Source organism: Amycolatopsis sp. NPDC114484 (genome assembly GCF_055633755.1).
Window position 1 is genome coordinate 1,046,311 of record NZ_JBVKDQ010000001.1, and the last position, 24,632, is coordinate 1,070,942.

A 24,632-nucleotide genomic window follows, 5' to 3' on the forward strand; every position below is an offset into this window, starting at 1 on the left:
CAGGGACTCTGATTCCTTCAGGGTTCCCCTCAGGGGCGGTCAGAGTGCTGCCAGGGTGGTTAGGCGTTCTGCCAGTAGGTCGATGTCGGCTTCGGTGGTGCGGTGGTTCGTGATGCAGGCGCGGACGCAGGCTTGGCCGCGAACTCTTGCGGGGCCTAGCATTGCGGTGCCTTCTTCGTGCAGGGTGGTGAGGAGTTCCGCGTGTGCTTCGGCGTTGCGGCCGGGCATTCGGATGCAGACTGCGGTGAGTGTCACCGGGTTCATCAGTTCTAAGCCGGGTGCGTCGGCGATGTGCGAGCCTAGCCGGGTGGCCAGGGTTAGGCAGCGTTCGGTGACTGTTCGGAACGCTCCTACGCCGAAGGTGCGCAGTGCGGCCCAGACCTTCAATGCCTTGAAGCTGCGGGAAAGTTGCGGTCCGTGGTCCATGTAGTCGAGCAGGTGGGCGTCGTCGATCGCGGTGAGGTAGGACGACGACGAGGAGAAGGCGAAGGCCGCGCGTAGTTTCGCCATGTCTTTGACTAGCAGGGCTCCTGCTTCAAGCGGGGCGAAGAGCAACTTGTGCGGGTCCAGGGTGATGGAGTCCGCTCGGGACAACGGAATCAGCGCGTCGCGGGTTGAATCGGCCAGTACGAACAGGGCGCCGTATGCGCCGTCTACGTGTAGCCAGAGGTCTTCTGCGGCGCAGAGATCGGCGATTGGGCCGATTGGGTCTATCGAGCCGGTGGTTACCGTGCCTGCGGTGGCTACGACGCAGAACGGTTCTTTTCCGGCGGCGCGGTCTTCGGCGATTGCTTGGGTTAGCAGGTCGACGCGCAGTCGGAAATGGTCGTCGGTGGGGATGGTGCGGACGTTGGCCAAGCCGATTCCTAAGAGGGCGGCGGCTTTGACCACGCTGCGGTGTGCTTCGTCGGAGGTGTAAAGCACTAGCGGGGCGCGATTTTCCTGCAGGCCGCGCTCGCGGAAGTCTGGTCTGCGGTCGGCGATGGCGGCGGTGATCGCGTCCTTGGTGGCTCCGGAACCGCCGTTGGTGAGGAGGCCTCCGGAGGAGGGGCCCAAGGCGAAGAGGCCGGTTAGCCAGTCGATGACGGAGCGCTCGATCACGTTGGCAGCGGGGGAGATCTGCCACAGGTTGCAGTTCTGGTTCAGTATCGCGGCGATCGCTTCGGCGTAGGCTCCGATGCCGTTCGGCGGGCCTTGTACGTAGGCGAGGAAACGCGGGTGTGCGATCGTGGTGGTGTAAGGCACGATCCGGTCTACGACGTCGGAGAAGAATGCTTCTACGCCAAGGCCTTCTTCCGGGAACGGTTCGGCTAGCAGTTTGGCCAGGGTTTCCCGGTCCGCGTCAGGGGCGATCGGGCGACTAGTGAGTGAATTTTCGTAGCTGTCGGTGAACCGGGCCAAAAGCTCGGCCGCTCTGGTTCGTTCGGCGGCATTGAGAATGAGGGGGGTGCCGTCCATGCGCCCTCTTCTGTTCGAAGGTCTTTTCCGGCACAAGGTGCCATGGGCCGGATCTGCGGCGCAATGGCGGAAAGCGGGATGCGGGACTTTCTGGCTGCTGGACAGAATGCGGAGGGGAAAGGACTGCCCGAACGGCCTGGGAAACGAGGGGCAACCGGGCATGATCGGAGGTTGCGGCCGAACGGCGGTACCGGGGGAAAGGCTGGGGGACAAGGGGTTTGGTCGGCTGCTTACGGCAGCGGGTCTTCTTCCTCCCGCGCCCGGCCGAGGTGGTTGAACAGCAGGTTCAGTACGAAGGCCAGCACGGCGGCGACGGTGATCGGGCTGCCGCAGATCGTGCGCAGCCAGGCGGGGAAGTGCTGGAAGAACACCGAGTTGCCGAACCGGTCGAGGCCGAAGGCGGGCAGCAGGCCGACTCCGAGTGCCACTGAGGCGACGAAAGCGTTGTGGTTGCCGGAAAAGTCGACCTTCTTGAGCGTCTGCACGCCGACCACCCCGACCATCGCGAACATCACCACCGCGACACCGCCGACGACCGGCTCCGGGATCGCGGCGATGAACGCGCCGATCTTCGGCACCAGGCCCATCACCACCAGCATGCCGCCGGTCGTCGCGACCACCCAGCGGCTGCGCACGCCGGTCATCTGCACCAGCCCGACATTCTGCGCGAACGCGGTGTCCGGGAAGGAGTTCATGAAGCCGCCGAAGATCGCCGACAAGCCGTCGGTCGCCAAGCCGCGAGAGAGGTCGGCGGGGGTGACCGGACGGCCGGTGATCTCGCCGACCGCGATCAGGTCGGCGGTGGTTTCGGTGAACGACACCAGCATCACCACGCACATCGACACCACCGCGGCGACCGGGAACGTCGGCGCTCCGAAGTGGAACGGCGAGGCCAGCCCGAACCAGCTCGCGTCGCCGACGCCGGAGAAGTGCGTGCGGCCGAGCGGGATCGCGATCAGCACGCCGGCGATCAGCGCGACCAGCGGCCCGATCTGGCCGAGGAACCCGCGCAGCACCCGGGTGAACAGCACCACCAGCGCGATCACGCCGAACGCCAGCCCGAGGTTCGCCGGATCGCCGTAGGACGGGTCGCCGGTGTCGTGCCCGCCGATCATCGCGGTGCCGGGGCCGAGCAGCGAGATGCCGATGACCAGCAGCAACGTCCCGGACACCAGCGGCGGGAAGAACCGGATCAGCGCGGCGAACGGCCGGGCGATCAGCAGGCCGAAGACGCCGGAGGCGATCATCGCGCCGTACACCGCGGTGATGCCGTACTGCGCGGCGATCAGGATCATCGGGTTGACCACGGTGAACGTCGCGCCCGCGACCACCGGCAGCCGGACGCCGAACAGCCGTCCGATGCCGACCGACTGGACCAAAGTGGCCAGTCCGGCGACGAACAGGTCGGCGTTCACCAGCAGCGCGATCGACGCGTTGTCCAGGTGCAGCGCGCTGCCGATGACCAGCGGCACGGCGATGCAACCGGTGTACATGATCGCCATGTGCTGCAGCCCGAGCAGAAGCAGGCGTCCGGCGGGAAGGCCCCGGTCGACCGGGTGCGCGGCGTTCGTCATGAGCGGCTCCTTCGCTGTGGTCCCGCCGGATTATCACCGCACATACCGCCGGTTTGTGTGTGACCATGCCAGACATGACTGCACGACCTCCGTTCCGTGCCGATCATGTAGGGAGCCTGCTGCGGCCGCCGGTGCTGCGCGAAGCGCGGCGCGACCACGCGGCGGGGGAGATCTCCGCCGAACAGCTGCGAGCCGTCGAGGACGACGCGATCCGCGACGTCGTGAAGATGCAGAAGGCGGCCGGCCTGCGATCGGCGACCGACGGCGAGTTCCGCCGGTCCTCCTGGCACATGGACTTCATCTACGCGCTCGGCGGCGTCTCGCGCAGCGACGAGCGGCTGCACGTGAAATTCCACAATCTGGCCGGTGACCTGGAGTTCAGCCCGCCGGGCCTGCAGGTCGACGGCAAGGTCGGCCTCGCCGAGCCGATCTTCGCCGACCACTTCGAGTTCCTCAAGGCGCACACCGACCCGGGCATCACGCCGAAGCTGACCATCCCGTCGCCGAGCATGGTCTATTACCGCGGCGGCCGGGCGGCGGTGAGCGAGACCGTGTACCCGGAACTGGACGAGTTTTTCACCGACCTCAGCGCGGCGTACGCGGAGCAGTTGCGCGCGATGAGTGCGCTGGGCTGCACGTATCTGCAGCTGGACGACACCAGTCTGGCGTACCTCAACGACCCGAAGCAGCGTGAGCTGGTGGCGCGGATGGGCAGCGACCCAGACACCATGCACCTGCGCAACATCTCGACGATCAACGCAGCGCTCGCCGGGAAACCGGCGGACCTGACCGTGACGACACACCTCTGCCGCGGCAATTTCCGCTCGTCGTGGGCGGCGTCGGGGAGCTATGAGTTCGTCGCCGAAGCGCTGTTCGGCGAGCTGGCGGTCGACGGATTCTTCCTGGAGTACGACGACGAACGCTCCGGCGGTTTCGAGCCGTTGCGGTTCGTGCCCAAGGGAAAGCGGGTCGTGCTCGGGCTGGTCACCAGCAAACGGCCGGAGCTGGAAGACCCGGACGCGCTGGTGCGGCGGATCGAGGAGGCGTCGCGGTATGTGGACGTCGACCAGCTGTGCCTGTCGCCGCAGTGCGGGTTTTCGTCCACTGAGGAGGGAAACGATCTGACCGCCAGTGAGCAGTTGCGGAAACTGGAGCTGATCGTTTCGACCGCGGAGCGGGTCTGGGGTCGTTCGTGATCACCTGCGTTGTCGACTACGTGATCGACCCGGACAAGATCGCGGACTTCGAGCGGTTCGCCGCCGAGTGGATGCGGCTGGTGCGGCGCGAGGGCGGGGTGCACCACGGGTATTTCCTGCCCGCCGAAGGGGCCAGCGACGAGGCTCGGGCGTTGTTCAGCTTCGAAAGCCTGGCCGCGTACGAGCGGTACCGGACGCTGTTCGGAGTGGACCCGGAGTTCGTGGCGGCGGACCGGATCCGGGACGAGAGCGGATGCGTGATCCGGTACCGGCGCACCTTCATGCGGCCGCTGCTGCCGGAGTGACCCGGGTCCGTGAGGGGAACCCTGAGGGAATCAGAGTCCCTCAGGGTTCCCTTCACGGACGTTCGGCGAGGTAGCGCGACAGCTGGGCCGCCCCGTCCAGCATCGCGTGTGCCCGGGCGGTGAGCCGGGAACGCCAGGTACGCAAGGCTTCTTCCAGCGGCGCGACCCCGCCCGCGTGGCGGACCTGTTCCAGCACCGCCGCGATCCGGGCGAGCGGGTAGCCGCCGCGGCGGAGTTGATGCGCGAGGCGGGCGTCGCGCACCGCGGCCGGCGGGTAGCGGCGGTTCCCGGCTCGATCGCGTTCCGGTTGGAGGATCCCGGCAGCCTCCCATTTGCGCAGCGTGGCGGGGTGCACGGACAACTGGTGCGCGAGCGCGCCAATCGACGGGACCGTCTGGCGCACGGCCGGTTCCTCGGTCAGGTTCCGCAGCGCGCGCTCGACCTCGGTGAGGGTGCCGCGGTCGCGCGACAACTCGGCGTGGCCCTCGTCGATCAGCTGGAACGCGGAGTCTTCCGAACGCTCGTTGACCGCGCGCAGAATCGCCGCCGCGCGGGCGTGGCCGAAGCCGGGACGCAGGGCGAGGAAGGCGCGCAACGCTTGCGCGTGGTGTTCGGTGTACGTCCGGTAGCCCTGCGGTCCGCGTTCGGCGGACGGGAGGATGCCGTCCTCCTCGTAATTGCGGACGGCTTGGGTCGACAAGCCGTGCTCGCGGGCGAGGTCCTTCGGACGCATGTCACCTCCGATTTGAGGGTTTCACCGCCATTCAACCAGGTGATTCGCGAAGAAGTGCCAACGGAGAGTTCAACGATACGGTCAAAGCAATGAAGACCTTCGACGACTTCCTCGCCCGCCGTTCCCCGGTCCTGCTCGGTTTGGGGGAGCCCACCCATTGGACCGAGGCGTTCCCGTTGTTCCGCAACGAAATCTTCCAGCACCTCGTCCGCGAACACGGGTGTCGATCGATCGCGCTGGAGACCGACTGCCTGGCCGGACGTCTGGTCGACCGCTACGTGACGACCGGCGAAGGTGATCTCGACAAGGTGCTGGCCACCGGGTTCAGCCACGGCTTCGGAGCGTTCCCGTCGAACCGCGCGCTGGTCGAGTGGCTGCGCGACCACAACACTGGCCGCAAGCCCGAAGACCAGGTCCACTTCCACGGCTTCGACGCCCCGCTGGAGATGGCCAGCGCGCCCAGTCCGCGAGCTGTGCTCACCGAACTGCATGGCTTCCTGTCGAAGCATCTTGACGACGTGCCGCACGACGTCGCGACCATCGAGCGGCTGGCTGGCGACGACGCGGCCTGGGCGGACGAAGCGGCGATGTGGGACGGGGCGAAGTCCAAAGGGGACAGTCCCGACGGGCGCGAGTTGCGGTTGGTCGCCGACGATCTGGCTGGCCGATTCGAACGGGCCCGACCGGCGTTGCCCGACGGCGGCGACCTGCTAGCCCGGACCGCGGTCGGACTCTGCCGCTACCACTCGCTGATGGCCGACACCTCGTCGGAACGGATGGGCAGGCTCGGGGCGCAGCGCGACGCGATGATGGCGGACAACCTGCTCGCGCTGCCCGGCGCGTTCGTGTCCGCGCACAACCAGCACCTGCAGCGTCGCGCGGCCTCGATGATGGGTGCGCAGTGGTGGAGTGCGGGCGCACACGTCGCGCACCGGCTTGGTGACCGGTATGTGTTCATTGCCACCGATTTCGGCTCGTCCGATGCGGTAGGGGAGCCCGCGCCGGGGACGCTGCAGGCGTATCTCGCCGCGACGGTCCAGGACCGTGAACTGGTCGAAACCGCCGGAATCGACCCCGGGCTGCCCGCGCGGACCGGCGACGGACGGGAGTATCTGCCGTTCGACGCGGTCGAGGCGGCGGATGCGATCGCGTTCCTGCATCGGGTCTGACCGCCGCTCCTCGACGATCTTGGCTGAGGTGTGCTCAGATGGACCTCAGATGTCGGGAGGAGCGAGATGAGCACCGAGACCGTTCTCGTCGTCGGCGGTGGGCAAAGCGGGTTCCAGGCCGCGGCGTCCTTGCGCGACAAGGGGTTCGCCGGCCGCGTGGTTCTCGTCGGCGACGAACCGGGGGTGCCGTATCAGCGGCCTCCGCTGTCGAAGGCGTATCTGGCGGGCAGCGCGGGTGTAGAGCAGCTGGTGCTGCGGCCCGAGGATTACTTCGCTGAAAAGGACATCGAGCTGGTCCGCGGCCGGGTCGCCGCGATCGACCGGGACGCGGCGAAAGTCCGGCTCGAGGACGGTACTGAGCTGGGGTACGACCATTTGGTGCTGGCCACCGGCGCGCGCAACCGTGCGCTGCCGGTGCCCGGTGCCGACCTCGAAGGCGTCCTGACGCTGCGCACGCGCGCGGACGCCGACCGGCTGCGGGCTTCGCTGGACGCGGCGGGGGACGTCGTGGTGATCGGCGGCGGGTTCATCGGGCTGGAGTTCGCCGCGCACGCCGGCCGTCCGGTCACCGTGGTGGAGGCGCAGGACCGGCTGCTGGCGCGGGTCGCTTCGCCGGAGATCTCGGAGTTTTTCGCCGAACATCACCGGGCGGCCGGGCACACGCTGTTGCTGGGCGTCGGAGTTACCGCGCTGCACGGGTCCGGCCGCGTGGAGTCCGTGGAACTCTCCGACGGGCGACGGCTGCCCGCGGACCTCGTGGTCGTCGCGGTCGGCGTGCTGCCGGAGACGGCGCTGGCCGAGGCGGCCGGGCTTGAGGTGCGCAACGGGGTCGTCGTGGACGAACACCTGCGCACCGAGGACCCGAAGATCTTCGCGATCGGCGACTGCGCGTGCTTCCCGTGCGTCCAGGCCGGTGCCGCGACCCGGCTGGAATCTGTGCAGAACGCCGTGGACCAGGCCCGTTCGGTGGCCGCGGCGATCGCCGGGGAACCGGCGCGCTACGACAGCCTGCCGTGGTTCTGGACCGACCAGACCGGCGCGAAACTGCAGATCGCGGGCATTCTCGGGGCCGCCGACCGGACCGTCGTGACCGGTGACCGGTCCGCCGGGAAGTTCTCTGTGCTGTCCTTCCGCGACGAGGTGCTGATCGCCGTCGAATCGGTCAACCGCGCGCCGGACCACATCGCTGCGCGCCGCCTTTTCGCCGCGGAACCGCATCCGGCGTACGCGGATCTGGAAGCCAGCTCGTTCGATCTGAAAGCACATCTGAAGTCGCGCACCGCGGCTTGATTCGGAGGTTCCGTTGCGCACGCAGGTCGCCGTGATCGGCGCTGGACCGGCCGGGTTGCTGCTGTCGTATTTGCTGCACCAGGCGGGTGTCGAGGCTGTCGTGCTCGAAGCGCGCGACCGCGAGTACGTGCGGCAACGCGTGCGCGCCGGGGTGTGTGAGCAACCGACGGTCGACCTGCTCACCGAAATCGGCCTCGGCGGTCGGCTGGCGGCGGAAGGCTTGCCACACGAAGGGTTTTCGCTCCGTTTCGACGGGGCCGATCACCGCATCGCGCTCACCGAGCTGACCGGCAAGGCGATCACGGTCTACGGGCAGCAGGAGATTGTGAAGGACCTCGTCGACGCGCACGAGGAGGCGGATCTTCCGCTGCACTTCGAGGTCTCGGATGTTTCTCTGTCCGATGTAGACACTTCGCGCCCTGTTGTGCGGTACCGGGATTCCTCCGGTGCCTCGCAGACCCTGGAATGCGACGCTATCGCTGGCTGTGACGGGTTCCATGGCGTCTCGCGTCCGTCCATTCCGGACGGTGTGCTGACCGCCTTCGAACGCGAGTACCCCTTCGCCTGGTTGGGCGTTCTGGCGCGGACGCCGCCGTCGCACGAGGAGCTGATCTACACCCATCATCCGCGCGGATTCGCCTTGCACAGCATGCGGTCCCCGGACGTCACGCGGTTGTACCTGCAGGTCGATCCGGGGGAGAACCTGGCGGCCTGGTCGGACGACCGGATCTGGACGGAGCTGTCGACGCGCCTGGCGGTCGAGGGGGAGTTCACCCTGCAGGAGGGGCCGATCCTGGACAAGGGCATCACGCCGATGCGCAGCTTCGTGACCGAGCCGATGCGCCACGGTCGCCTGTTCCTGGCGGGCGACGCGGCCCATATCGTGCCGCCGACCGGGGCCAAGGGGATGAACCTTGCCATGGCGGACGTGGTGGTGCTGTCGCGGGCTTTGGTCGCGTTGCTGCAGGGGGATTCGTCGCTGGCGAAGTCCTATTCGGACACTTGCCTGCGCCGGGTGTGGCGGGCGGAGCACTTCTCGTGGTTCATGACGACGATGCTGCACGTGGACCCGGGGTCGGACGCGTTCGCTCGGAGGCTGCAGCTGTCGCAGCTGAGGTATACGGCTTCGTCGAGGGCGGCGGCGACGAGCTTGGCGGAGAACTACGTGGGATTGCCGTTCGCCTGAGGGCGCCGACCTGGTCAATCAAGGGTTGACGCAACGCTGTCGTCAACCTACGGTTGACGACATGACCGACTCCGTGAAGCTCGACGACCTCATCAACGCCATCAAGGCCAACAACGAAAAAGACACCCTCGCCCAGCTCACCGACGCCGTGTACGTCGGCCAGCACCTCGGTGAAGTGGCTGACCACCTGATCGGCCACTTCGTCGACCAGGCCCGCCGCAGCGGGGCTTCCTGGACCGACATCGGGGCCAGCATGGGCGTGTCCAAACAAGCCGCGCAGAAGAGGTTCGTCCCGAAGGGCGATGATCCATCCGGCGGAATACAACGGATGTTCGGCCGCTACACCGACCGGGCCCGGCACGTCATCGTGGCAGCTCAGCAGGCGGCCATCGACGGCAAGAACGTCGAGATCGACACCGTGCACCTGCTGCTCGGGCTGCTTTCCGAACCCGCCGCGCTGGCCGCGGGCGCGATCGTCGCCCAAGGCGTGACGTTGGAGGCGGTGAAGGAAGCCGCGGAGGCGAAGCTGCCGGAACCGCTCGGCGAGGCTCCCGAGAAGGTGCCGTTCGCTCCAGCGGCCAAGAAAACCCTCGAACTGACCCTGCGCGAGGGCCTGCGGCTCGGGCACAACTACATCGGTACCGAGCACATCCTGCTCGCCCTGCTGGAACAGGGCGAGGGCGCGGGGTACGAAGTCCTTGCCGCACTGGGGGTCGACAAGGAACGGGCCGAAGCGAAGATCAAGGAGTTCCTCGCGGAAATCCTGGGCACGCTCAATCAGTGAGCCGTGAAGGACTCCTTGCGGGAATCAGATTCCCGCAAGGAGTCCTTCACGGACCGACACAACTCAGGCCTCGACCTCAGAGCCGTCCCCGGCCCACAGCGTGTGGAACGAGCCGGGACGGTCGACCCGCCGGTAGGTGTGCGCGCCGAAGAAGTCGCGCTGTCCCTGCACCAGCGCGGCCGGCAACCGGTCCGCGCGCAGGCCGTCGTAGTACGCCAGTGCGGTCGAGAAGCCGGGCGTCGGGATGCCCAGGCGGACCGCCGTCGAGATCACCGAACGCCACGAGTCCTGCGCGTTTTCGACAGCCGCCCGGAAGCCGCCGGAAGTGAGCAGCGTCGGGAGGCCCGGCTCGGCGGCGTAGGCGGACGTGATGTCGTTCAGGAACTTCGCCCGGATGATGCACCCGCCGCGCCAGATTGAGGCGACGCGGCCCAGGTCGATGTCCCAGCCGTACTCCGCGGCACCGGCCTGGATCTGGTTGAAGCCCTGTGCGTACGCGACCACCTTCGACGCGTACAGCGCCTGCTCGACGTCGTCCGCGAAGGTCTCCAGCGCGGACCCGGTCAGCGGCGTGCGCGTCGGCCCGCCCAATCCACGAGCGGCCGAACGCAGCCCCGTGGACCCGGACAGCGACCGCGCGAACACGGCTTCCGCGATGCCGCTGATCGGCACGCCGAGGTCCAGCCCGATCTGCACCGTCCAGCGGCCGGTGCCCTTCTGCTCCGCCGCGTCCTCGACCACGTCGACGAACGGCTTGCCGGACGCGCCGTCGACGTGCTTGAGCACCTGGGCGGTGATCTCGATCAAGTACGAGTCGAGCCGACCGGTGTTCCAGGTGCCGAAGACGTCGGCGATCTCCGCCGGCGAGTAGCCCGCCGCGCCGCGCAGCAGGTCGAACGACTCGGCGATCAGCTGCATGTCGGCGTACTCGATGCCGTTGTGCACCATTTTGACGAAATGCCCGGCCCCGTCCGCGCCGACGTGCGTGCAGCACGGTTCGCCGTCGACCTTCGCCGAGATGTCCTCGAACAACGGCCCGAGCGACTCGTAGGACTCCTTCGACCCGCCGGGCATGATGCTCGGCCCGTGCAGCGCGCCTTCCTCGCCGCCGGACACGCCGGTGCCGACGAAGTGCAGGCCGCGTTCGCGCAGCGCCTGCTCGCGACGGCGGGTGTCCGCGAAGTGCGCGTTGCCCGCGTCCACGATCACGTCGCCCGGCTCCAGCAGCGGCGCGAACTCCTCGATGACGGCGTCGGTCGGGCCGCCCGCCTTCACCATGATCACGATCTGCCGCGGCCGCTCCAGCGCGTCGACGAACTCCTGCGCGGAGTACGCCGGGATGAAGTCGCCTTCGTCGCCGAACTGCTCGACGAGCGAGCGCGTCCGCTCCTCGGAGCGGTTGTGCAGGGCGACGGTGTGTCCGTGCCGGGCCAGGTTCCGCGCCAGGTTGCGGCCCATGACCGCGAGGCCGGTAACCCCGATGCTCGCCTTCTTGCTCATCCGAAACCTTTCCGAAAACCTATGCCGGATTCCGAGCCTAGCCACAAAACCGGTGCTCACGAGAAGCAGCGGATCGGGCCCCCGTTCCAGGCCAGCATGTCCTTCAGCGGAGCCACCAGATCGAGTGGCGCACCCCACTGCCCGCCGTCGAGTTCGGCGTACGCCCGGTGCAGGTTCCCGGCGAGGCGCTCCTGTTCGGTCAGCTCGGCGAACCGGCCGAGGTCGGTCGCCCTCGCCTGCTCCAGCGGCGTACGCCCGGCGGCCTTGCCGGTTTCGGCCGTGCGCTGGACGAACTCCAGGTAGTCGTCGACCAAGTCCACCGTTTCGAGCCCGCACACCGGGCCGTGGCCGGGCAGGATGACCGCCGGGTCGAGCTCGCGGATCACGTTCAGCGCGGCCCGCCAGCCGGCGACCGAGCCCATCAGCGCGAACGGGCTGCCGCCGTTGAACACCAGGTCGCCCGCGTAGAGCAGGCGCTGCTGCGGCAGCCAGGCCAGGACGTCGTTGGTGGTGTGCGCGGCGTTTCCGGGGTGGATGAGGTCGATCCGGGTCTGTCCGGCGTAGATGGTGACGGTGTCGTCGAAGACCAGGTCGGGCACGCGCAGTTCGAGCTTGCCCCAATCGCTGTCGGTGAAGACGCCCTCGTACCGCTGGATCCCGTCGGCCAGCAGCATCTCGCGGGTTTTGCGGTGGCCGACGACGGTGGCGCCGCCGACGAGGTAGTTGCCGTTGGTGTGGTCGCCGTGGTGATGAGTGTTGACGAGCGTCGTGACCGGGCCGACGGTGTCGCCGACGGCCGAAAGCAGGGCGCGCGTGCGCCGTTCGGTCGCGCATGTGTCGATAAGCACAGCGTGCCCGTCGGCGTCGACGAAGCCGCAATTGTTGATGAACCAGGAACCGTCGGGCTGGACGTAGCCGAACGCGCCGTCTGCCAGCTGTTTGACGCTCGCCGCGCCGGGGGATCGATCGATCACGCCGATACTATGCCGCCCGGGTCGCCGGCATGGGAGATCCGCGGCGCAGCTGTGCCCGGAAGTCTCCTCTTAGTCCGAATGGAGTAGCCGGGATGTCCGGCGCGCCTGGAATCGACTGCTCCGGCAGGGTGACATGGCGGGTGACTGGCGTTCTCGTGCATTTCCTGAAACGCTGCCGGGTGTCATCATCGAACTCCGTTGGGTCGCAGTGGCCTGGGTGGTTCGTAGTTCGCGGTCCGGCGGAGAGCCCGCCGGCAGTAGTGTTCGGGAGAGCAAGGGGAGATGGCGAGCACCGTCACCTCGCGCCGCAAGCAGCTCGGCAACGAGCTCCGGCATGCTCGAAACGCCGCGAAGATGACGCAGCAGCAAGTCGCCGAGGTACTCGGCTGCACCCAGGGCAAGGTCAACAAGATCGAGTCCGGTGCGGTGGGGGTCAAGCTCGGAGATGTGCGGACCATGCTGAACGCGTTCGGGATCAACGGCGAAGAAGCCGACACTCTGATGAACCTGGCCCGGGCCGCGGCCGGGCAGCGCGGCCATTGGTCGGGCTACCGGTCGGTGGTGCCGCACTGGTTCCGCACCTTCACCGACCTCGAACCCGCCGCCGCGGAGATCCTCACCTGGCACGGTGAGCGGGTCCCGGGGCCGCTGCAGTCCGAGCACTACATGCTCAAGCAGTTCACCGAGGCGGGAGCCACCGACGTCACGTCGCTCGTGCGCAACCGGCTCGACCGCAAGGCGGTGTTCGACCAGCAGCAGCCGCCGTACTACCGGTTCATCATCAGCGAGGGCGCACTGCGCCGCGCGCCCGGCGGGTCCGCGCCCGCGGTGATGCTGGACCAGGTGGAGCACCTGCTCGCGCTCGACCGGCACCCGCGCGTGTACGTGCATGTGCTGCCGTTCAGCGCGAAGCTCGCCGCGGTGCCCAACGACTTCACGATCATGCGGTTCCCGGACCGCACGCGCGACTTCGTCTACATCGAACACTCCGCGGGCGGGCTGTACCTCGATGATGTGAAGGACTTCAACATCTTCGTGGACTCGTGGGACCGGCTGCGTGGTGCGGCTTTGGAGCGGGGCGAGACGCGGCAGTTCCTTAAGGAGCTGGCGGAAAGCTATCGTTCGCAGATGATGTGACCAACGCTTCGAGCACCGGCACGGTGGCTTCGGCGGCAGGCAGGGCGTTGATCTCCGCTTGCATGCGTTGCGCGGCCTCGCGATAGCTGGGGTCGGCGAGCATCTTCGCGGCGGCTTGGCAGATTTCGTCCGGAGTGGACGTTTCCGGGTCGAGTGCGTGCCCGACGTTCAGTGCGGCGCAGCGTCGCGCGTTGCCGGGCTGGTCGGCGCCCATCGGAAAAAGCAGCGAGGGCAGACCGTGCGAAAGCGCGCCGATCACGCTGCCCGAGCCGGCGTGGGAGATCATCAAATCGAGGCGCGGCAACAGTTCGGCTTGCGGTACGAACCGTTCGACCCGGACGTGTGCCGGTTGCGGTCCGAACTCCGCGGGGTCGATCTGGGTGCCGACGGTGGCGGTCACGTCGGCGTCCAGCTGGCCTAGCCCGGCGAGAGTGCGTTCGATGAGGTCGCCCGACTCGAGGTTGAAGTTGGTGCCGAGCGTGAAGTACACGTGCGGCTTCTCGGCGGGCTGACGGGGCGCGACCGGATCTCCTTGGCGGAACGAGAAAGTGCCGGGCGGCAGCGGCGAGCTGGGGTCGCGAAAGGACGGCGGGAGCGGGGAGAGCACCTGGCCGCGAGTCAGCATTTCGAGTCGCGGGTCGTCCGGCAGGCCGTGCGCGGCGCGGGCTTCGGCGAGCGGGTCGGCGAGGAGTTCCGTGCGCAGCAACGTTCCCGCGGCGAGCACCAGCACTGTGGCGCACGGCAGGCCCAGTACCTCGGCGGCGATCGCGGCGGAGAAGTCCACTTCGTCCCGGACGATCAGGTCCGGCCGCCATTCCCGGGCGATCTCCAGCAGCACCGGTACGTGTTCCCGCGTCGCGCGGCGGGCGAACAGTTCCCGGATTTCCCAGTCGTCGCGCGCTGGATCGACCGGCGGCATCGGCTGTCGCGTCGTCTCGACCTCGCGTGGTTTGTTGACCGCGAAGGTCGTGTACCCGGCCTTGGCCAGTGCGGGTACGTGCGAACCGCCGCCGGCGACCGCTACGGTGTGGCCGCGCGCGAGGAGCGCTCGCGCGACCGGCGCCATCGGATCGAAGTGGCCGCGACCGCCGACGAACGAGAAGAGGATGCGCATCCACCGCAACCTAGTGGCCCGGATGTACCGGAGTCGTGGCATTTTCGGGCGGTTCCCGGGGGCGGCGGCGCGCGGGCGCGGCGAGTGGGCACACTGGTACCCGCACGGAAGGGGAAGCTGATGACTCAGGCACCGGATCCGGAAGCCCCGGAGGGCGTCGACCTCGATCGGCCGAACGCGGCGCGGATCTACGACTGGTTCCTCGGCGGCACCGCCAACTGGGCGATCGACCGCGAGTTCGGCGAGCGAGCGGTCCAGACCTTTCCGATGATCAAGACCATCGCCAAGGCAGGCCGCGAGTTCCTCGGCCGCGGCGTGCGGTACATGGCCGAGCAGGGCATCGACCAGTTCCTCGACATCGGCTCCGGCGTGCCCACGGTCGGCAACGTCCACGAGATCGCCACCTCGGTGAACCCGAACGCGCGCTGCGTCTATGTCGACAACGAGCCGGTGGCCGTCGCGCATTCGCAGATCCTGCTGGAACGCGAGGGCGTCGCCGACCGGCACGCGGTCCTGCAGGGCGACCTGCGCCATCCGGCCGACGTCTGGCCGCGCGCGCTCGACACCGGCGTACTCGACCCGAAGCGCCCGATCGGGCTGATCATGGTCGGGGTGCTGTACTTCGTCGGCCGCGACGAGCCGGCGCTGGAGATCGTGCGGAAGTACCTGTCGCTGCTGCCGTCCGGCTCGTACTTCCTGTCCTCGCACCTGACCGACGACGGCGTGCCGACGACCGACGGCAAGAGCCGCGACGCGATCCACAAGCAGTACCAGAAGTCGAGCACGCCGTTCCACTACCGCTCGCGGGCGGAGTTCGGGGAGTTCTTCTCCGGGCTGGAACTGGTGGAGCCGGGCATCTCGTGGGTGTCGGACTGGCATCCGGAGGCGGGCGAATCGAGCGCGGGCGACCGGATGTCGGACGATCCCTCGTTCAGCGGCGGGATTTGCGCGCTGGGCCGCAAACCCTGACGGGCCGGAGCCGCCCGGCTCCGGCCCAGGGCCTCATCCGGCGAGCTGGGCTTGGAAGATCGCCCGGTTGAAGTAGGCGCGGGCTTCGCTGATCAGTCCGTCCTCGTCGAGGTCGTAGACGTTGATGCCGGACCAGTTGACCGGGACCCCGCCGCCGGTGACGGCCGCGCCGCTCCAGGAAACGGCGACCGATCCGCCGACGGCGTGCGCCTCGCGCGGGGTGAGGCCGAGGAACGGGCTGAAGTTCGGCAGCACCGACGCGATGAACTCGCGAATCGCGGCGCGGCCGACGATCGGCGGTTCGCCGACCGGGTCGTGGAAGACGCCGTCGGCGGCGAACGCGCCGGCCCAGGCGTCCGCGTCGCCGGATTGGGACGCGGTGAAGAACTGCGTGACAGCGGGCGGCATCGCGAGCATTGGACATTCTCCTTGGTATTGAAGGGTTTTCAGGCGAAGGTGCGGTCGTAACTGCGCGCGGCGGGCAGGACCGCGAGGCCAGCCACGGCGAGGATCCCTTGCAGCGCACAGACTCCAAGCCAGCCGAACGCGCCGTAGCACACCGCGGCTAGTGCCGCGCAGAGCGCGCCACTGAGGAAAACCGCGACCATGTAGACGGTGTTGGCGCGGCTGCGTGCTTCGGGAAGCCGAGCGAAAACGCGGGCCTGGTTGGCGATCTGGCTCCATTGCACGGCGATGTTGACCGCGATGATCGCTACCACCAGGAATGCGAGCCAGATCTGGCCGAGCGCGTAGGCACCCGCCGAGCCCAACGTCAGCACCAGTGCTGCGGTGACGATCGGCAACGCGCCGCGCCGGTCGATGTACCGGCCCGCCCATGGCGCGGCGAACGCGCCCGCCAATCCCAGCAAGCCGAACAATCCGGCGGTCGCGGTGCTGAAGCGGTACGGATCGTGGGTGAGCACCAGTACCAGCGAGGTCCAGGTGGCGTTGTAAGCGCCGAACAGGCACGCGTGCAGCAGGCAGGACTGGCGCAGCACGGGTTCGCTGCGCAGCAATCGAGGCAGCGACGCGAGCAACTGCCCGTATCCGATGGTCTTCGCCCGGGCGGTTTCGCGGGGCACCAGTGCGATGGTCGCCAGTCCGGACGCCGCGGTCAGAACGGCCGCGAGCAGATACACCGCACGCCAGCCGATCGCTTCGCCGACCGCGCCGCCGATTACCCGTGAACCGATGATCCCGGTCATCAAGCCGATCTGGACTCCAGCGACCACTGAAGCCCGCTTCTCCGGTGGTGCCAACTCCGCAGCCAGCGGTACCAACACCTGCGGGATCACCGTGAACCCGCCGACGAGCGCTGCGGCCGCCGCGACCATCGACAGATTCGGTGCGACCGCCGCGAGCAGCAGCGCGACGACCGTCGCGGCGAGCAGCGCGGTCAGCAGCGGGCGCCGTCGGCGTACGTCGCCGAGCGGCACCAGGAACAGGATCCCCGCCGCGTAACCGAACTGCGCGCACGTCACCACCAGCCCGGCCGAGGACGCCGCGCCGCCGAACTCGCTCGCGAACAACGTGAGCAGCGGCTGCGCCAGGTACACATTCGCGACGGTCGCCCCGCTGCACACCGCCATCGCCCCGAACAGCAGCGGCCGGGCCAAGGGCGGGCTTTCCGCCGTGGTCAGCTCTGCCCTCCAGATCGATCGAACTAGTTAGTTCGAATCTTAGAAGGCGATGATCGCGAGTGTCAAACGAACTGGTTCGTTACCCTTGCCGCATGGCATACGACTCCGCCGCGACCAAGGACCGCATCCTCACCGCCGCGTCGGCCGAATTCGCCGCCTACGGGGTGGCCGGCGCCAGGGTCGACCGCATCGCGGCGTCCGCCGAAGCCAACAAGCGGGCGATCTACGACTACTTCGGCGACAAGAAGGCGTTGTTCGCGGCGGTGTTGGAGCGGCTGATGACTGAGCTGGCCGAAGCCGTGCCGCCCGCGGCCGACGCGGAGCTCGGTGCGTACGCGGGAGCCTTGTTCGAGTATCACCGCGCCCATCCCGAGGCGCTCCGGTTGCTGTTGTGGGAAGCGCTGGAGATGGGCGACGAGCCGGTGCCCGAGGAAGCGGCCCGGGCCCGGCACTACTCGGACAAGGTCGCGGCCGCGGAGACCGCGCTCGCGGGCGGCGGCGAGGATCCGAAGGCGTTGTTGTTCTTCACGATGGGGTTGGTCGGCTGGAGCCTGTCGATGCCGCAGCTGCGCCGCATGGTGCTGGGCGAGGATTACTCGCTGGACCGGCTCGGCGCTCAGGTTTCGGCGGCGGTTCGGGCGATGGCCGGGGAGCGGCCCGCGGCGGACTGACCGGAGCTTGGTTCGGACCTGAATGTGGTGGTCTAGACCGCTGCCAATGGTCTCGACCATTCAGCCGGATGCCGCGGTCGAGGCTCCCCGGACACGAAAACGCTCCCCGGGCAAGGACTTCCGGGGAGCGTGGACGATGCGGGCGGCGGCTCAGCCGAGCCCGTGAAGCAGCGGTACTCGTGTCTCGCGACGGTGGCAGGTGGCGTGGACGCTGTCCGCTTGGCGCGGAGCAGGCACTTCGATCTCGGTGTCCACAACCATCGGGTTGCGCAGCGGGGCCTGGATCAGGCTGAACCCGAACCGGTTGCGCAATTCGTGATTGATCCCACGCCGGCCGCGAGTGTGTTCGTCCTCACGGCGGAAAAGCGTGGTGAGCCGGACGGCCATGGGATCACACCCCCAGTTCGGATAACGGGAACCGGCGCGGGTCGGCGCCGGCCGGATCGGGGTAATACGCGCCAGGCGGATCAACGCCGGGCACCAGGGAAACCGCTTCGTTGCGGCGTCTCCGCAGGGTCGTCACAGCACCTGGACCAGCGACGATCTCGGAGAGGCGGGCGGATCGGCTCCTGGCCGGGCCGAACGGGTCGGCTCGCATCCGCACTCCTCCCGTGATCTCGCGGCTGAACCGCTGCCCGGGCCGGGTGCCCGGGCTGGTGCTGACGGTGTTGGGCTGAATGTCGCAAGCCATTCACCCACCACTGACGCCCCGATCGCTGCGATTAATCCTACTCCTGGAATAATCTTCATGTCGAGATCGGGTCGAGTTGATCACCCGCTTGGCCCTGCGGTTTGCTCCGTAGTGACGCAAAGAAGCCGGGGACGTGCACTAGACCGCACGCCCTGCACAAGGCTCGGAGGTGGACGACCCATGGCGGATTATCCGTCGCCCCAGGATTACGACCCGGACACGGCAGAGTCGCTGTTCGCGGCCGCTGCCTGGGCGAAGTCGTTCGCGAGCGAGCCCAACGGCGGGAACTGTGTCGAGGTCAACCTCTCCCGTCCCGGCCTGATCGGCGTGCGCGACACGAAGCTCGCGGCGAGCCCGGTGCTGGTCTTCGACCGTGGCGAGTGGGACGCCTTCCTCGTCGCGGTCAAGGCGGGCCAGTTCGACCTGCCGCCGAGCGAGTAGTCCACCACGACGAGGTCTCAACCGAGAACGATTCGCGAACAGTCACTCGATCGGGTGGAGTACGGATTCGCTCTGGTCACCGTGGGTGCTGGGGGTTGCGGGTTGAATGTCGGCTTGGCGAGGGTCGCCGGCTGAGTAGGTTGAGCGGCCCGACCCCGCGGAGCGCGCCATGACCCCACTTCACTACCTCTCCGCCGGCGAAGCGCTGCGGCTCTTTCGGGTTCGCGAGCTGTCACCCGTGGAGCTGATGCGCGCGGTCGTGGAACGGGCCGAGCGGGTCGAGCCGGACGTCAACGCGTTCGCCGAGCAGATGTTCGAGCAGGCGCTGCGGGCGGCGGCGGTCGCGGAGAAGCAGTACGCGCCCGGTGGGCGGCCGCGGCCGCTCGAAGGGCTGCCAATCGCGGCGAAGGAAGAACAGCCGCTGGCCGGGCACCCGGTCAGCGACGGCACCCTCCTGCGTCCGCCTCAGCTGGCGCGGGAGACCGCGATCGGGCTCAGCCGGATCCAGACGGCCGGTGGGATTCTGCACGCTCGCACGACGACGTCCGAGTTCTGCTGCATGCCGCTGTCTCACACGCGACGCTGGGGGACTACTCGTAATCCGTGGAACCTCGAGACCGCGGCCGGCGGCTCGTCCGGCGGTTCGGGCGCGGCGCTGGCGGCCGGGACCGCTTTTCTCGCCACCGGGTCGGACATCGGCGGTTCGCTCCGCGCGCCTGCCTCGTTCACCGGTGTCGTGGGGTTCAAGCCGCCGCACGGGCGCGATCCGGTCTTGCCGCCGGCCGGATTGGACACCTACTACCACCACGGCCCGATGGCCCGGACCGTCGCCGACTGCGCGCTCCTGCAGAACGTCATGGCGGGCGAGGACCCGCGTGACCCGCATTCGCGGCTCCCGGCGGCTCTTATCGAGCCGGGTGACGTGCGCGGGCTCCGCGTCGCGTGCTGCCCGGTGCCTGGCGACTTCCCAGTCGACGCTGAGGTCGAGGCCAACACCCGCGCCGTCGGGCAGGCGCTTGCGTCCGCTGGTGCGGTGGTGACAGAGATCGAGATCGACTGGGCGCTCGACATGGTCAAACAGGCCCTGTGGGCGCACTTCGGGACCGGCCTGGCCGCCGAAGTCCTGGAATTGGACCGGCGGAATCCGGGCACGATCACCCTGTACTGCCAGGCCTTCGCGCGCAAAGGGGTCGAGAACATTGTGGACGCTGAAACCGGCCACGCGGTCGAAGCGGCGATCCGCGAAGGCCTTGACGCGGTGTTCGGCCGGTTCGACGCGCTCGTCGTGCCGACCCTTGGCGCCACCGCTTTCGCCGCTGGCGAGGACTATCTGTCCGCGGAGGTCATGGTCAATGGTGTTGCGCTGGAACACTTCTCCGACGCTTCGCTCACCCCGGCGTTCAATGTCGGCAGTGAGCATCCGGTGCTCGCCGTGCCGTCTGGTTGGGCTGGCAACGGAGTGCCGACCGGTGTTCAGGTCGTCGCGGGCAAGTACGACGACGGCACGGCTTTCCGCGTCGGCGCGGCGATCGAGCAGGCCGTGGGCGCTGGATTTGCCCGAATTCCGTTAACTGGCCAGGAATTCCCGCAGATGCGCCACGACTTGTGAGGGTTGTTCCTCGGGGAGGAAGTGCCCGCAGTCTTCGAGGCCGATGCCGGTCACGTGGTCCGCGTAGTCGCGCCAGATGTCGAGCGTGGGCAGGCTGCCGAGCAGACCGGCCTTGCCCCACATCGCGAGTACCGGCTGGGTGAGGCGTTTCCCGGCGGCGTAGTCGGCGTCGTCCAGTTCGGCGTCGTCCGGGAACGAGGCGCGGTAATCGTCGAAACCGGCTCGGAGGGCGCCGGGCGCTTCGAAGGCCCGGACGTACTCGGCGACGTCCTCGGCGGGCAGCCCGTGGCGTTGGAAGGTCCAGCGCTCGAAGAAGTACCCGAGGTAGGCGGCGATGTTCTGTCCTGCCAGCAACTCGGGAAGGTCTGGTTGGAGGTGGAAAAGCCAGTGCCAGTAAGCCTTCCCGAGGTCGCGGTCGAGGCGACGCCACATCTCGCGCGTCGGTGCGATGTCGAGTACGGCCAGCCGTTCGACCTGGTCCGGACGGTCCAGTGCCCACCGGTGCGCGACCCGGCCGCCGCGATCGTGCCCGGCGACCGCGACCCGGTCGAACCCGAGCTGCTCGGCCAGCTTCGCGACGTCAGCGGCCATCGTCCGCTTGTCGTAGCCGGTGCGGGGTTTGTCGGTGCGTCCGTATCCGCGCAGGTCAGGGGCGATCACGGTGTACCTCTCGGCCAGTGGCCCGGCGACGCGGTGCCAGCAGTGCGACGTCTGCGGCCAGCCGTGCAGGAGGAAGAGCGGCGGACCGTCGCCGCCGCGGAGATAGTGCATGCGCAGGTCGGCTACCTGGGCCATGGCTGCTTCTAACCGGCTCATAGGGTTAGACGGTAGCGCGGGTTCTCACCGGTTTCAATGGTTAGAATGGGCGGTATGGATTGGGTGTTCGACGCCGGACGGCCGTGTCTGCACCTGGTGAACACGCTGCGCTCCCGGCATCTCCCGGAGGGCATCGAGCTGCTCACCGGCCCGGACGCGCTCGCGGAATGGCTTGAGCTGGCCGGGTTCGGCCGGCTGCCGGTGACCGTTGCCGAGCTGGCGTCGGCGAAGGAGCTACGCGAGGCGGTGAACCGATTGCTCACTGCCACGCCGCTCGCCAAGGACGTCCGGCTGGTCAACGAGGCACTCGCCGCCGCGCCGAAACCTGCCCGGCTGCTGCTGAAAGACGGGGTGCTGCAACGAGAAGTGCCCGCTCCAGCGGATCCAGTGGCGACGGCGTTCGCCGTGCTGGCCGCGGACGCGGTCGATCTCGCCACCGGCGCCGAGGACATCCGGATCTGCTCGGCGGACGACTGTGGCCTGCGGTTTGTCGACACGTCGCCGCGCCGGACCCGGCAGTGGTGCTCGATGTCCCGCTGCGGGAACCGGGCGAAGGCCCGGGCGCATTACGAACGCACGAAAAACCGGTAAGCCCAAGGGTGCTCGCGCAGCCACACGTTCAGCTTGCCGACTACTCGCATGGGGGCAGTGCGAAGCGACGCCGGAATCACGCTGCCGAGCATCCTGGTCGCGCGGCAAAAGCGGGCGAACTTGCGCGCGTCCTCGTCCGTCCACTGCAGACCAAGACTGTCCCGCAGCTCGGGTGGGAGCGTCGCGCGGATAAGGAACATCTGCGCGGTCGAGTATCCTTTTTGGAGCTTCGACCACCGGCGATCCGACATGCGGTCGAACGGTTTTCCCACGGTGTCAATGGTTTCGAACAGCGTGCTGATCGTCTCGTTGGGACCGAACCCGGCGATCATCTCCCGGTAGTACTGCTCGAATTCCGGCCAGGTCGGCGGTAGATCCCGCTCGCGCACGCCGAGGATCCGGCCGATGCCGCACATTTGCGCGTAGTACTCGTCAAGCTCCGAAGTGGACATTGGACGGCCGAAGAACCGTTGCGCGTCAACAGGAGCCATCACCAGCGTCGCGTGCACCCACGCGTACGCGCCGGGATCGAGTGCGCTGTAGCGGCCACCGTCGGCGGTCCCGGTGAAGGTGCGATGCAGTTCCCGCAACCGCTTGGCTTCGACCTGCGCGCCCTTTGTCCCGCCATACACGTAGATCGACAGCGAAGCGACGGTGCGCATCAACCGAGTCCACGGATCCTCGCGATAATCCGAATGATCGCGCACCCCGGCCGCGACGACCGGATGCGCGACCTGCAGCACGAGCACCTGTCCCGCGAGCAGCAGATCGCGGGAGTCTCCGAAATAGCGCCAAGCCGCGGTACCGCGGACGACCGGCGGGGCCACGTCAGCCCCGGGCGCCATGCAACAGCATCATCAACGGCTCCGCGGCCGGGACGTCCGTGCCGGTGGCGAGCCGGCGCAACTGCAGCCCGGCGATCAACGCGACCACCGGCCCGGCCACCCGTTCCGGATCCGGCAGGCCGAGTGCGGTGAGGATCGCGATGGCCAATTCGTCATACGCCGCAAAGCATTTCGCCGAAGCTTCGTGCAGCCCGGGGTCTCGCGCGGCTTGCAGGTACAGCTCGTGCGGCGCGAGTTCGTCGGTGCCGAACGGCAGCTGTTTGATCACGTGCTCCACGACCGTCGCCGCTTGTTCGAGGCTGAGCCCTTGCGCTTGGTAAGCCTCGACAATCCCCGCCAGCTTCGCGGTTTCCTCCTCGGCGAACAACAGCATCGCTTCGCGCAACAGCTCGGTCTGGCTCGGGAAGTGATACGTCAGCGTGCCTAGCGAAACCCCGGCCGCGGCGACGATGCGCCGGTTGGTGAGGCCGCCGACGCCCTGTTCGCCGACCACTTTGAGAGTGGCGCGAAGGATCGCGTCGCGAGTGCTCACCAGCCCGGCTCGGGACGCCGGTCCGGCCATCGCAGCACCTCTTCCAGTTGCGCGGCAACGGAAATCAGCCGCTCCTCGGAATGCGACGGGCCGAGCAGCTGGGCCCCGAGCGGCAACCCGGCCGCGGTCTGTCCGGCGGGCACGTTCACCCCGGGCCAGCCCAGCACGTTCCACGGCCAAGCGTACGGGCAGGCGGCGATCATCGTCTGATCGGTCTGCCAGCCGGAAAGCCCGTCGAAGGACCCGATCGCGGGCGGCGGGGTGGCGGTGGTCGGTGTGAGCAGGACGTCGATGTCGCCGAACATCCCGCCGATCCGGCGGCGCAGCACGGGTTCGAGCGCGCGGGCGAGTTTCAGCGCGGGCCCGGCGAGCAGTCCGCCTTGCTGGGCGTTGCTGCGAGTGCGTGGGTCGAGGGCGGAAGGCTCCGGCACGCGGCGGGCCCAATCGCGCACGCCGGTGAGCGACCGCGGCAGGAAGGTGAGGCCGATCAGGCCGTACCCGGGTTCGACCGGCACGATCTCGTGTCCCAGTCCGGCAAGCGTTTCGGCGGTCTGCCGCACCGCCGCTTCGACCACGGGGTCGAGCCTGGTTTTGGTCGCGGTGAAGGGAATCCGGGTGGAGAGACCGATTCTCAGCCGTCCGGGTTCGCGCTGCGCGGCGGTTTGGAACGACGTGCCGGTGCCCGCGGTGACGTCGAGGAGCGTGGCCGCGTCGGCGACAGTCCGGGCGAGCGGGCCGAGCACAGTGAGGCCGTGGAACAGTTCGCTGTCGGTCGGGATCCGGCCGCGCTGGGTTTTGATCCCGACGAGCCCGGTCCACGCCGCCGGGATGCGCACCGAACCCGCCCCGTCCGACCCGAGCGCGGCCGCCACGATCCCGGCCGCCACCGCCGCGGCCGATCCGCCGGACGACCCGCCCGGCGTGTGCTCCGGCTGCCACGGATTGCGCGTCGCGCCGAAGGCCGTTCCCTCGGTGAACGGCCATTGGCCCAGCTCAGGCGTGTTGGTCTTGCCGATGATGACCGCGCCGGCCTGCTTGAGCTTCGCCACCGCCGGTGCGTCCGCGGTGGCCACGGGGAAGTCGCCGGGACACCCGAACGCGGTGGGCAGGCCGGTGAGGTCCACGTCGTCCTTGATCGCCACCGGCACCCCGAGCAGCGGTGCCCGATCGCCGTTGGCGCGGCGCTGATCGGCTTCGGCGGCCTCGGCGAGCGCGGCTTCGGCACGCAGGACGCGGAACGCGTTGAGCACCGGCTGGCTCGCGTGGGCCCGCTTGAGCGCGAGTTCGGTGAGCTGCACGGCCGTGACCTCGCCGGCGTCGAGCGCGGCGACCTGGTCGGCAAGGGTCGTGAACTCTGTCGTCGCGGAAGGCATCAGCGGCTCCCCGTTCTCTCGTTCGCTCGAACGA

Annotated in this window: 26 protein-coding genes; 12 read left to right on the top strand and 14 right to left on the bottom strand. The window is 68.5% G+C overall.

What is annotated here, in order from left to right:
• Nucleotides 1–39 precede the first annotated feature (39 nt).
• Entirely contained in the window at nt 40–1,458 is a 1,419-nt protein-coding gene (locus tag ACZ7SW_RS05040; RefSeq protein WP_470229078.1) for a pyridoxal phosphate-dependent decarboxylase family protein, read from the bottom strand.
• A gap of 230 nt (nt 1,459–1,688) precedes the next feature.
• Nucleotides 1,689–3,032, bottom strand: coding sequence for a nucleobase:cation symporter-2 family protein (locus tag ACZ7SW_RS05045; RefSeq protein WP_470229079.1), 1,344 nt, complete (start codon nt 3,030–3,032; stop codon nt 1,689–1,691).
• A gap of 74 nt (nt 3,033–3,106) precedes the next feature.
• Here ACZ7SW_RS05045 and ACZ7SW_RS05050 point away from each other — a divergent pair, with 74 nt between their 5' ends.
• A complete protein-coding gene (locus ACZ7SW_RS05050) occupies nt 3,107–4,228 on the top strand; it encodes a 5-methyltetrahydropteroyltriglutamate--homocysteine S-methyltransferase (protein WP_470229080.1) in 1,122 nt (373 codons plus the stop codon).
• Entirely contained in the window at nt 4,225–4,533 is a 309-nt protein-coding gene (locus ACZ7SW_RS05055) for an NIPSNAP family protein (protein ID WP_470229081.1), read from the top strand. Before ACZ7SW_RS05050 ends, ACZ7SW_RS05055 begins: the two co-directional genes overlap by 4 nt.
• A 52-nt stretch (nt 4,534–4,585) precedes the next feature.
• Here the strand turns inward: ACZ7SW_RS05055 and ACZ7SW_RS05060 are convergent, their stop codons facing one another.
• Entirely contained in the window at nt 4,586–5,266 is a 681-nt protein-coding gene (locus tag ACZ7SW_RS05060; protein ID WP_470229082.1) for a MerR family transcriptional regulator, read from the bottom strand.
• 89 nt (nt 5,267–5,355) lie between these two features.
• Between ACZ7SW_RS05060 and ACZ7SW_RS05065 the strand changes: the two genes are divergently transcribed.
• The 4 genes from ACZ7SW_RS05065 to ACZ7SW_RS05080 all read left to right on the top strand — a co-directional run bounded on the left by ACZ7SW_RS05065 (nt 5,356) and on the right by ACZ7SW_RS05080 (nt 9,695).
• Nucleotides 5,356–6,435 carry an erythromycin esterase family protein gene (locus tag ACZ7SW_RS05065; protein WP_470229083.1) on the top strand — a complete coding sequence of 360 codons (1,080 nt, stop codon included), beginning with the start codon at nt 5,356–5,358 and terminating at the stop codon, nt 6,433–6,435.
• Nucleotides 6,436–6,501: 66 nt separating this feature from the next.
• On the top strand, nt 6,502–7,725 hold the full coding sequence (locus ACZ7SW_RS05070; protein ID WP_470229084.1) for an NAD(P)/FAD-dependent oxidoreductase: 1,224 nt from the start codon (nt 6,502–6,504) through the stop codon (nt 7,723–7,725).
• Between the two features lie 13 nt (nt 7,726–7,738).
• Nucleotides 7,739–8,911: a 4-hydroxybenzoate 3-monooxygenase gene (locus tag ACZ7SW_RS05075; protein ID WP_470229085.1), complete on the top strand. Its 1,173-nt coding sequence runs from the start codon at nt 7,739–7,741 to the stop codon at nt 8,909–8,911.
• 61 nt (nt 8,912–8,972) lie between these two features.
• Nucleotides 8,973–9,695: a Clp protease N-terminal domain-containing protein gene (locus tag ACZ7SW_RS05080; RefSeq protein ID WP_470229086.1), complete on the top strand. Its 723-nt coding sequence runs from the start codon at nt 8,973–8,975 to the stop codon at nt 9,693–9,695.
• Nucleotides 9,696–9,758: 63 nt separating this feature from the next.
• Here the strand turns inward: ACZ7SW_RS05080 and gndA are convergent, their stop codons facing one another.
• Together gndA and ACZ7SW_RS05090 are read right to left on the bottom strand one after the other, a co-directional pair.
• Nucleotides 9,759–11,195, bottom strand: a complete 1,437-nt coding sequence (gene gndA, locus ACZ7SW_RS05085; RefSeq protein ID WP_470229087.1) for an NADP-dependent phosphogluconate dehydrogenase — start codon at nt 11,193–11,195, stop codon at nt 9,759–9,761.
• A 56-nt stretch (nt 11,196–11,251) separates the two neighbouring features.
• The gene (locus ACZ7SW_RS05090) at nt 11,252–12,169 is read right to left on the bottom strand and encodes an MBL fold metallo-hydrolase (protein ID WP_470229088.1); all 918 of its coding nucleotides are present in this window, start codon (nt 12,167–12,169) and stop codon (nt 11,252–11,254) included.
• 282 nt (nt 12,170–12,451) lie between these two features.
• Here ACZ7SW_RS05090 and ACZ7SW_RS05095 point away from each other — a divergent pair, with 282 nt between their 5' ends.
• On the top strand, nt 12,452–13,306 hold the full coding sequence (locus ACZ7SW_RS05095; RefSeq protein ID WP_116199605.1) for a helix-turn-helix domain-containing protein: 855 nt from the start codon (nt 12,452–12,454) through the stop codon (nt 13,304–13,306).
• Here ACZ7SW_RS05095 and ACZ7SW_RS05100 read toward each other — a convergent pair.
• Nucleotides 13,266–14,420 carry a glycosyltransferase gene (locus ACZ7SW_RS05100; RefSeq protein ID WP_470229089.1) on the bottom strand — a complete coding sequence of 385 codons (1,155 nt, stop codon included), beginning with the start codon at nt 14,418–14,420 and terminating at the stop codon, nt 13,266–13,268. The two genes, ACZ7SW_RS05095 and ACZ7SW_RS05100, sit on opposite strands and share 41 nt — an antisense overlap.
• Nucleotides 14,421–14,540: 120 nt before the next feature.
• On the opposite strand from ACZ7SW_RS05100, the gene ACZ7SW_RS05105 reads away from it, so the two are divergent.
• Entirely contained in the window at nt 14,541–15,389 is an 849-nt protein-coding gene (locus ACZ7SW_RS05105; RefSeq protein WP_470229090.1) for an SAM-dependent methyltransferase, read from the top strand.
• A gap of 33 nt (nt 15,390–15,422) precedes the next feature.
• Here the strand turns inward: ACZ7SW_RS05105 and ACZ7SW_RS05110 are convergent, their stop codons facing one another.
• Together ACZ7SW_RS05110 and ACZ7SW_RS05115 are read right to left on the bottom strand one after the other, a co-directional pair.
• On the bottom strand, nt 15,423–15,806 hold the full coding sequence (locus ACZ7SW_RS05110; RefSeq protein ID WP_470229091.1) for a nuclear transport factor 2 family protein: 384 nt from the start codon (nt 15,804–15,806) through the stop codon (nt 15,423–15,425).
• Nucleotides 15,807–15,835: 29 nt separating this feature from the next.
• Nucleotides 15,836–17,005 (bottom strand): MFS transporter, encoded by a 1,170-nt coding sequence (locus ACZ7SW_RS05115; protein WP_470229092.1) that lies wholly within the window; start codon nt 17,003–17,005, stop codon nt 15,836–15,838.
• A gap of 116 nt (nt 17,006–17,121) precedes the next feature.
• On the opposite strand from ACZ7SW_RS05115, the gene ACZ7SW_RS05120 reads away from it, so the two are divergent.
• The gene (locus tag ACZ7SW_RS05120) at nt 17,122–17,700 is read left to right on the top strand and encodes a TetR/AcrR family transcriptional regulator (RefSeq protein ID WP_470229093.1); all 579 of its coding nucleotides are present in this window, start codon (nt 17,122–17,124) and stop codon (nt 17,698–17,700) included.
• Nucleotides 17,701–17,850: 150 nt separating this feature from the next.
• On the opposite strand, the gene ACZ7SW_RS05125 is transcribed toward ACZ7SW_RS05120, so the two are convergent.
• Together ACZ7SW_RS05125 and ACZ7SW_RS05130 are read right to left on the bottom strand one after the other, a co-directional pair.
• The gene (locus tag ACZ7SW_RS05125) at nt 17,851–18,087 is read right to left on the bottom strand and encodes a hypothetical protein (protein ID WP_470229094.1); all 237 of its coding nucleotides are present in this window, start codon (nt 18,085–18,087) and stop codon (nt 17,851–17,853) included.
• A 4-nt stretch (nt 18,088–18,091) separates the two neighbouring features.
• The gene (locus tag ACZ7SW_RS05130; RefSeq protein ID WP_470229095.1) at nt 18,092–18,391 is read right to left on the bottom strand and encodes a hypothetical protein; all 300 of its coding nucleotides are present in this window, start codon (nt 18,389–18,391) and stop codon (nt 18,092–18,094) included.
• Between the two features lie 180 nt (nt 18,392–18,571).
• Here ACZ7SW_RS05130 and ACZ7SW_RS05135 point away from each other — a divergent pair, with 180 nt between their 5' ends.
• On the top strand, nt 18,572–18,832 hold the full coding sequence (locus ACZ7SW_RS05135; RefSeq protein WP_037712143.1) for a DUF397 domain-containing protein: 261 nt from the start codon (nt 18,572–18,574) through the stop codon (nt 18,830–18,832).
• 169 nt (nt 18,833–19,001) lie between these two features.
• On the top strand, nt 19,002–20,441 hold the full coding sequence (locus ACZ7SW_RS05140) for an amidase (RefSeq protein WP_470229096.1): 1,440 nt from the start codon (nt 19,002–19,004) through the stop codon (nt 20,439–20,441).
• Here the strand turns inward: ACZ7SW_RS05140 and ACZ7SW_RS05145 are convergent.
• Nucleotides 20,400–21,236: an alpha/beta fold hydrolase gene (locus ACZ7SW_RS05145; RefSeq protein ID WP_470229097.1), complete on the bottom strand. Its 837-nt coding sequence runs from the start codon at nt 21,234–21,236 to the stop codon at nt 20,400–20,402. The genes ACZ7SW_RS05140 and ACZ7SW_RS05145 overlap by 42 nt on opposite strands.
• Nucleotides 21,237–21,311: 75 nt before the next feature.
• On the opposite strand from ACZ7SW_RS05145, the gene ACZ7SW_RS05150 reads away from it, so the two are divergent.
• Nucleotides 21,312–21,848, top strand: a complete 537-nt coding sequence (locus ACZ7SW_RS05150; RefSeq protein ID WP_470229098.1) for a CGNR zinc finger domain-containing protein — start codon at nt 21,312–21,314, stop codon at nt 21,846–21,848.
• Here ACZ7SW_RS05150 and ACZ7SW_RS05155 read toward each other — a convergent pair.
• Genes ACZ7SW_RS05155 through ACZ7SW_RS05165 form a run of 3 tightly spaced genes read right to left on the bottom strand, consistent with a single transcriptional unit; the run spans nt 21,824 to nt 24,598 of the window.
• Nucleotides 21,824–22,693: an oxygenase MpaB family protein gene (locus ACZ7SW_RS05155; protein ID WP_470229099.1), complete on the bottom strand. Its 870-nt coding sequence runs from the start codon at nt 22,691–22,693 to the stop codon at nt 21,824–21,826. The two genes, ACZ7SW_RS05150 and ACZ7SW_RS05155, sit on opposite strands and share 25 nt — an antisense overlap.
• Nucleotides 22,677–23,255, bottom strand: a complete 579-nt coding sequence (locus tag ACZ7SW_RS05160) for a TetR/AcrR family transcriptional regulator (protein WP_470229100.1) — start codon at nt 23,253–23,255, stop codon at nt 22,677–22,679. The genes ACZ7SW_RS05155 and ACZ7SW_RS05160 overlap by 17 nt, the downstream gene beginning before the upstream one ends.
• A complete protein-coding gene (locus tag ACZ7SW_RS05165; RefSeq protein WP_470229101.1) occupies nt 23,222–24,598 on the bottom strand; it encodes an amidase in 1,377 nt (458 codons plus the stop codon). Before ACZ7SW_RS05165 ends, ACZ7SW_RS05160 begins: the two co-directional genes overlap by 34 nt.
• Nucleotides 24,599–24,632 lie beyond the last annotated feature (34 nt).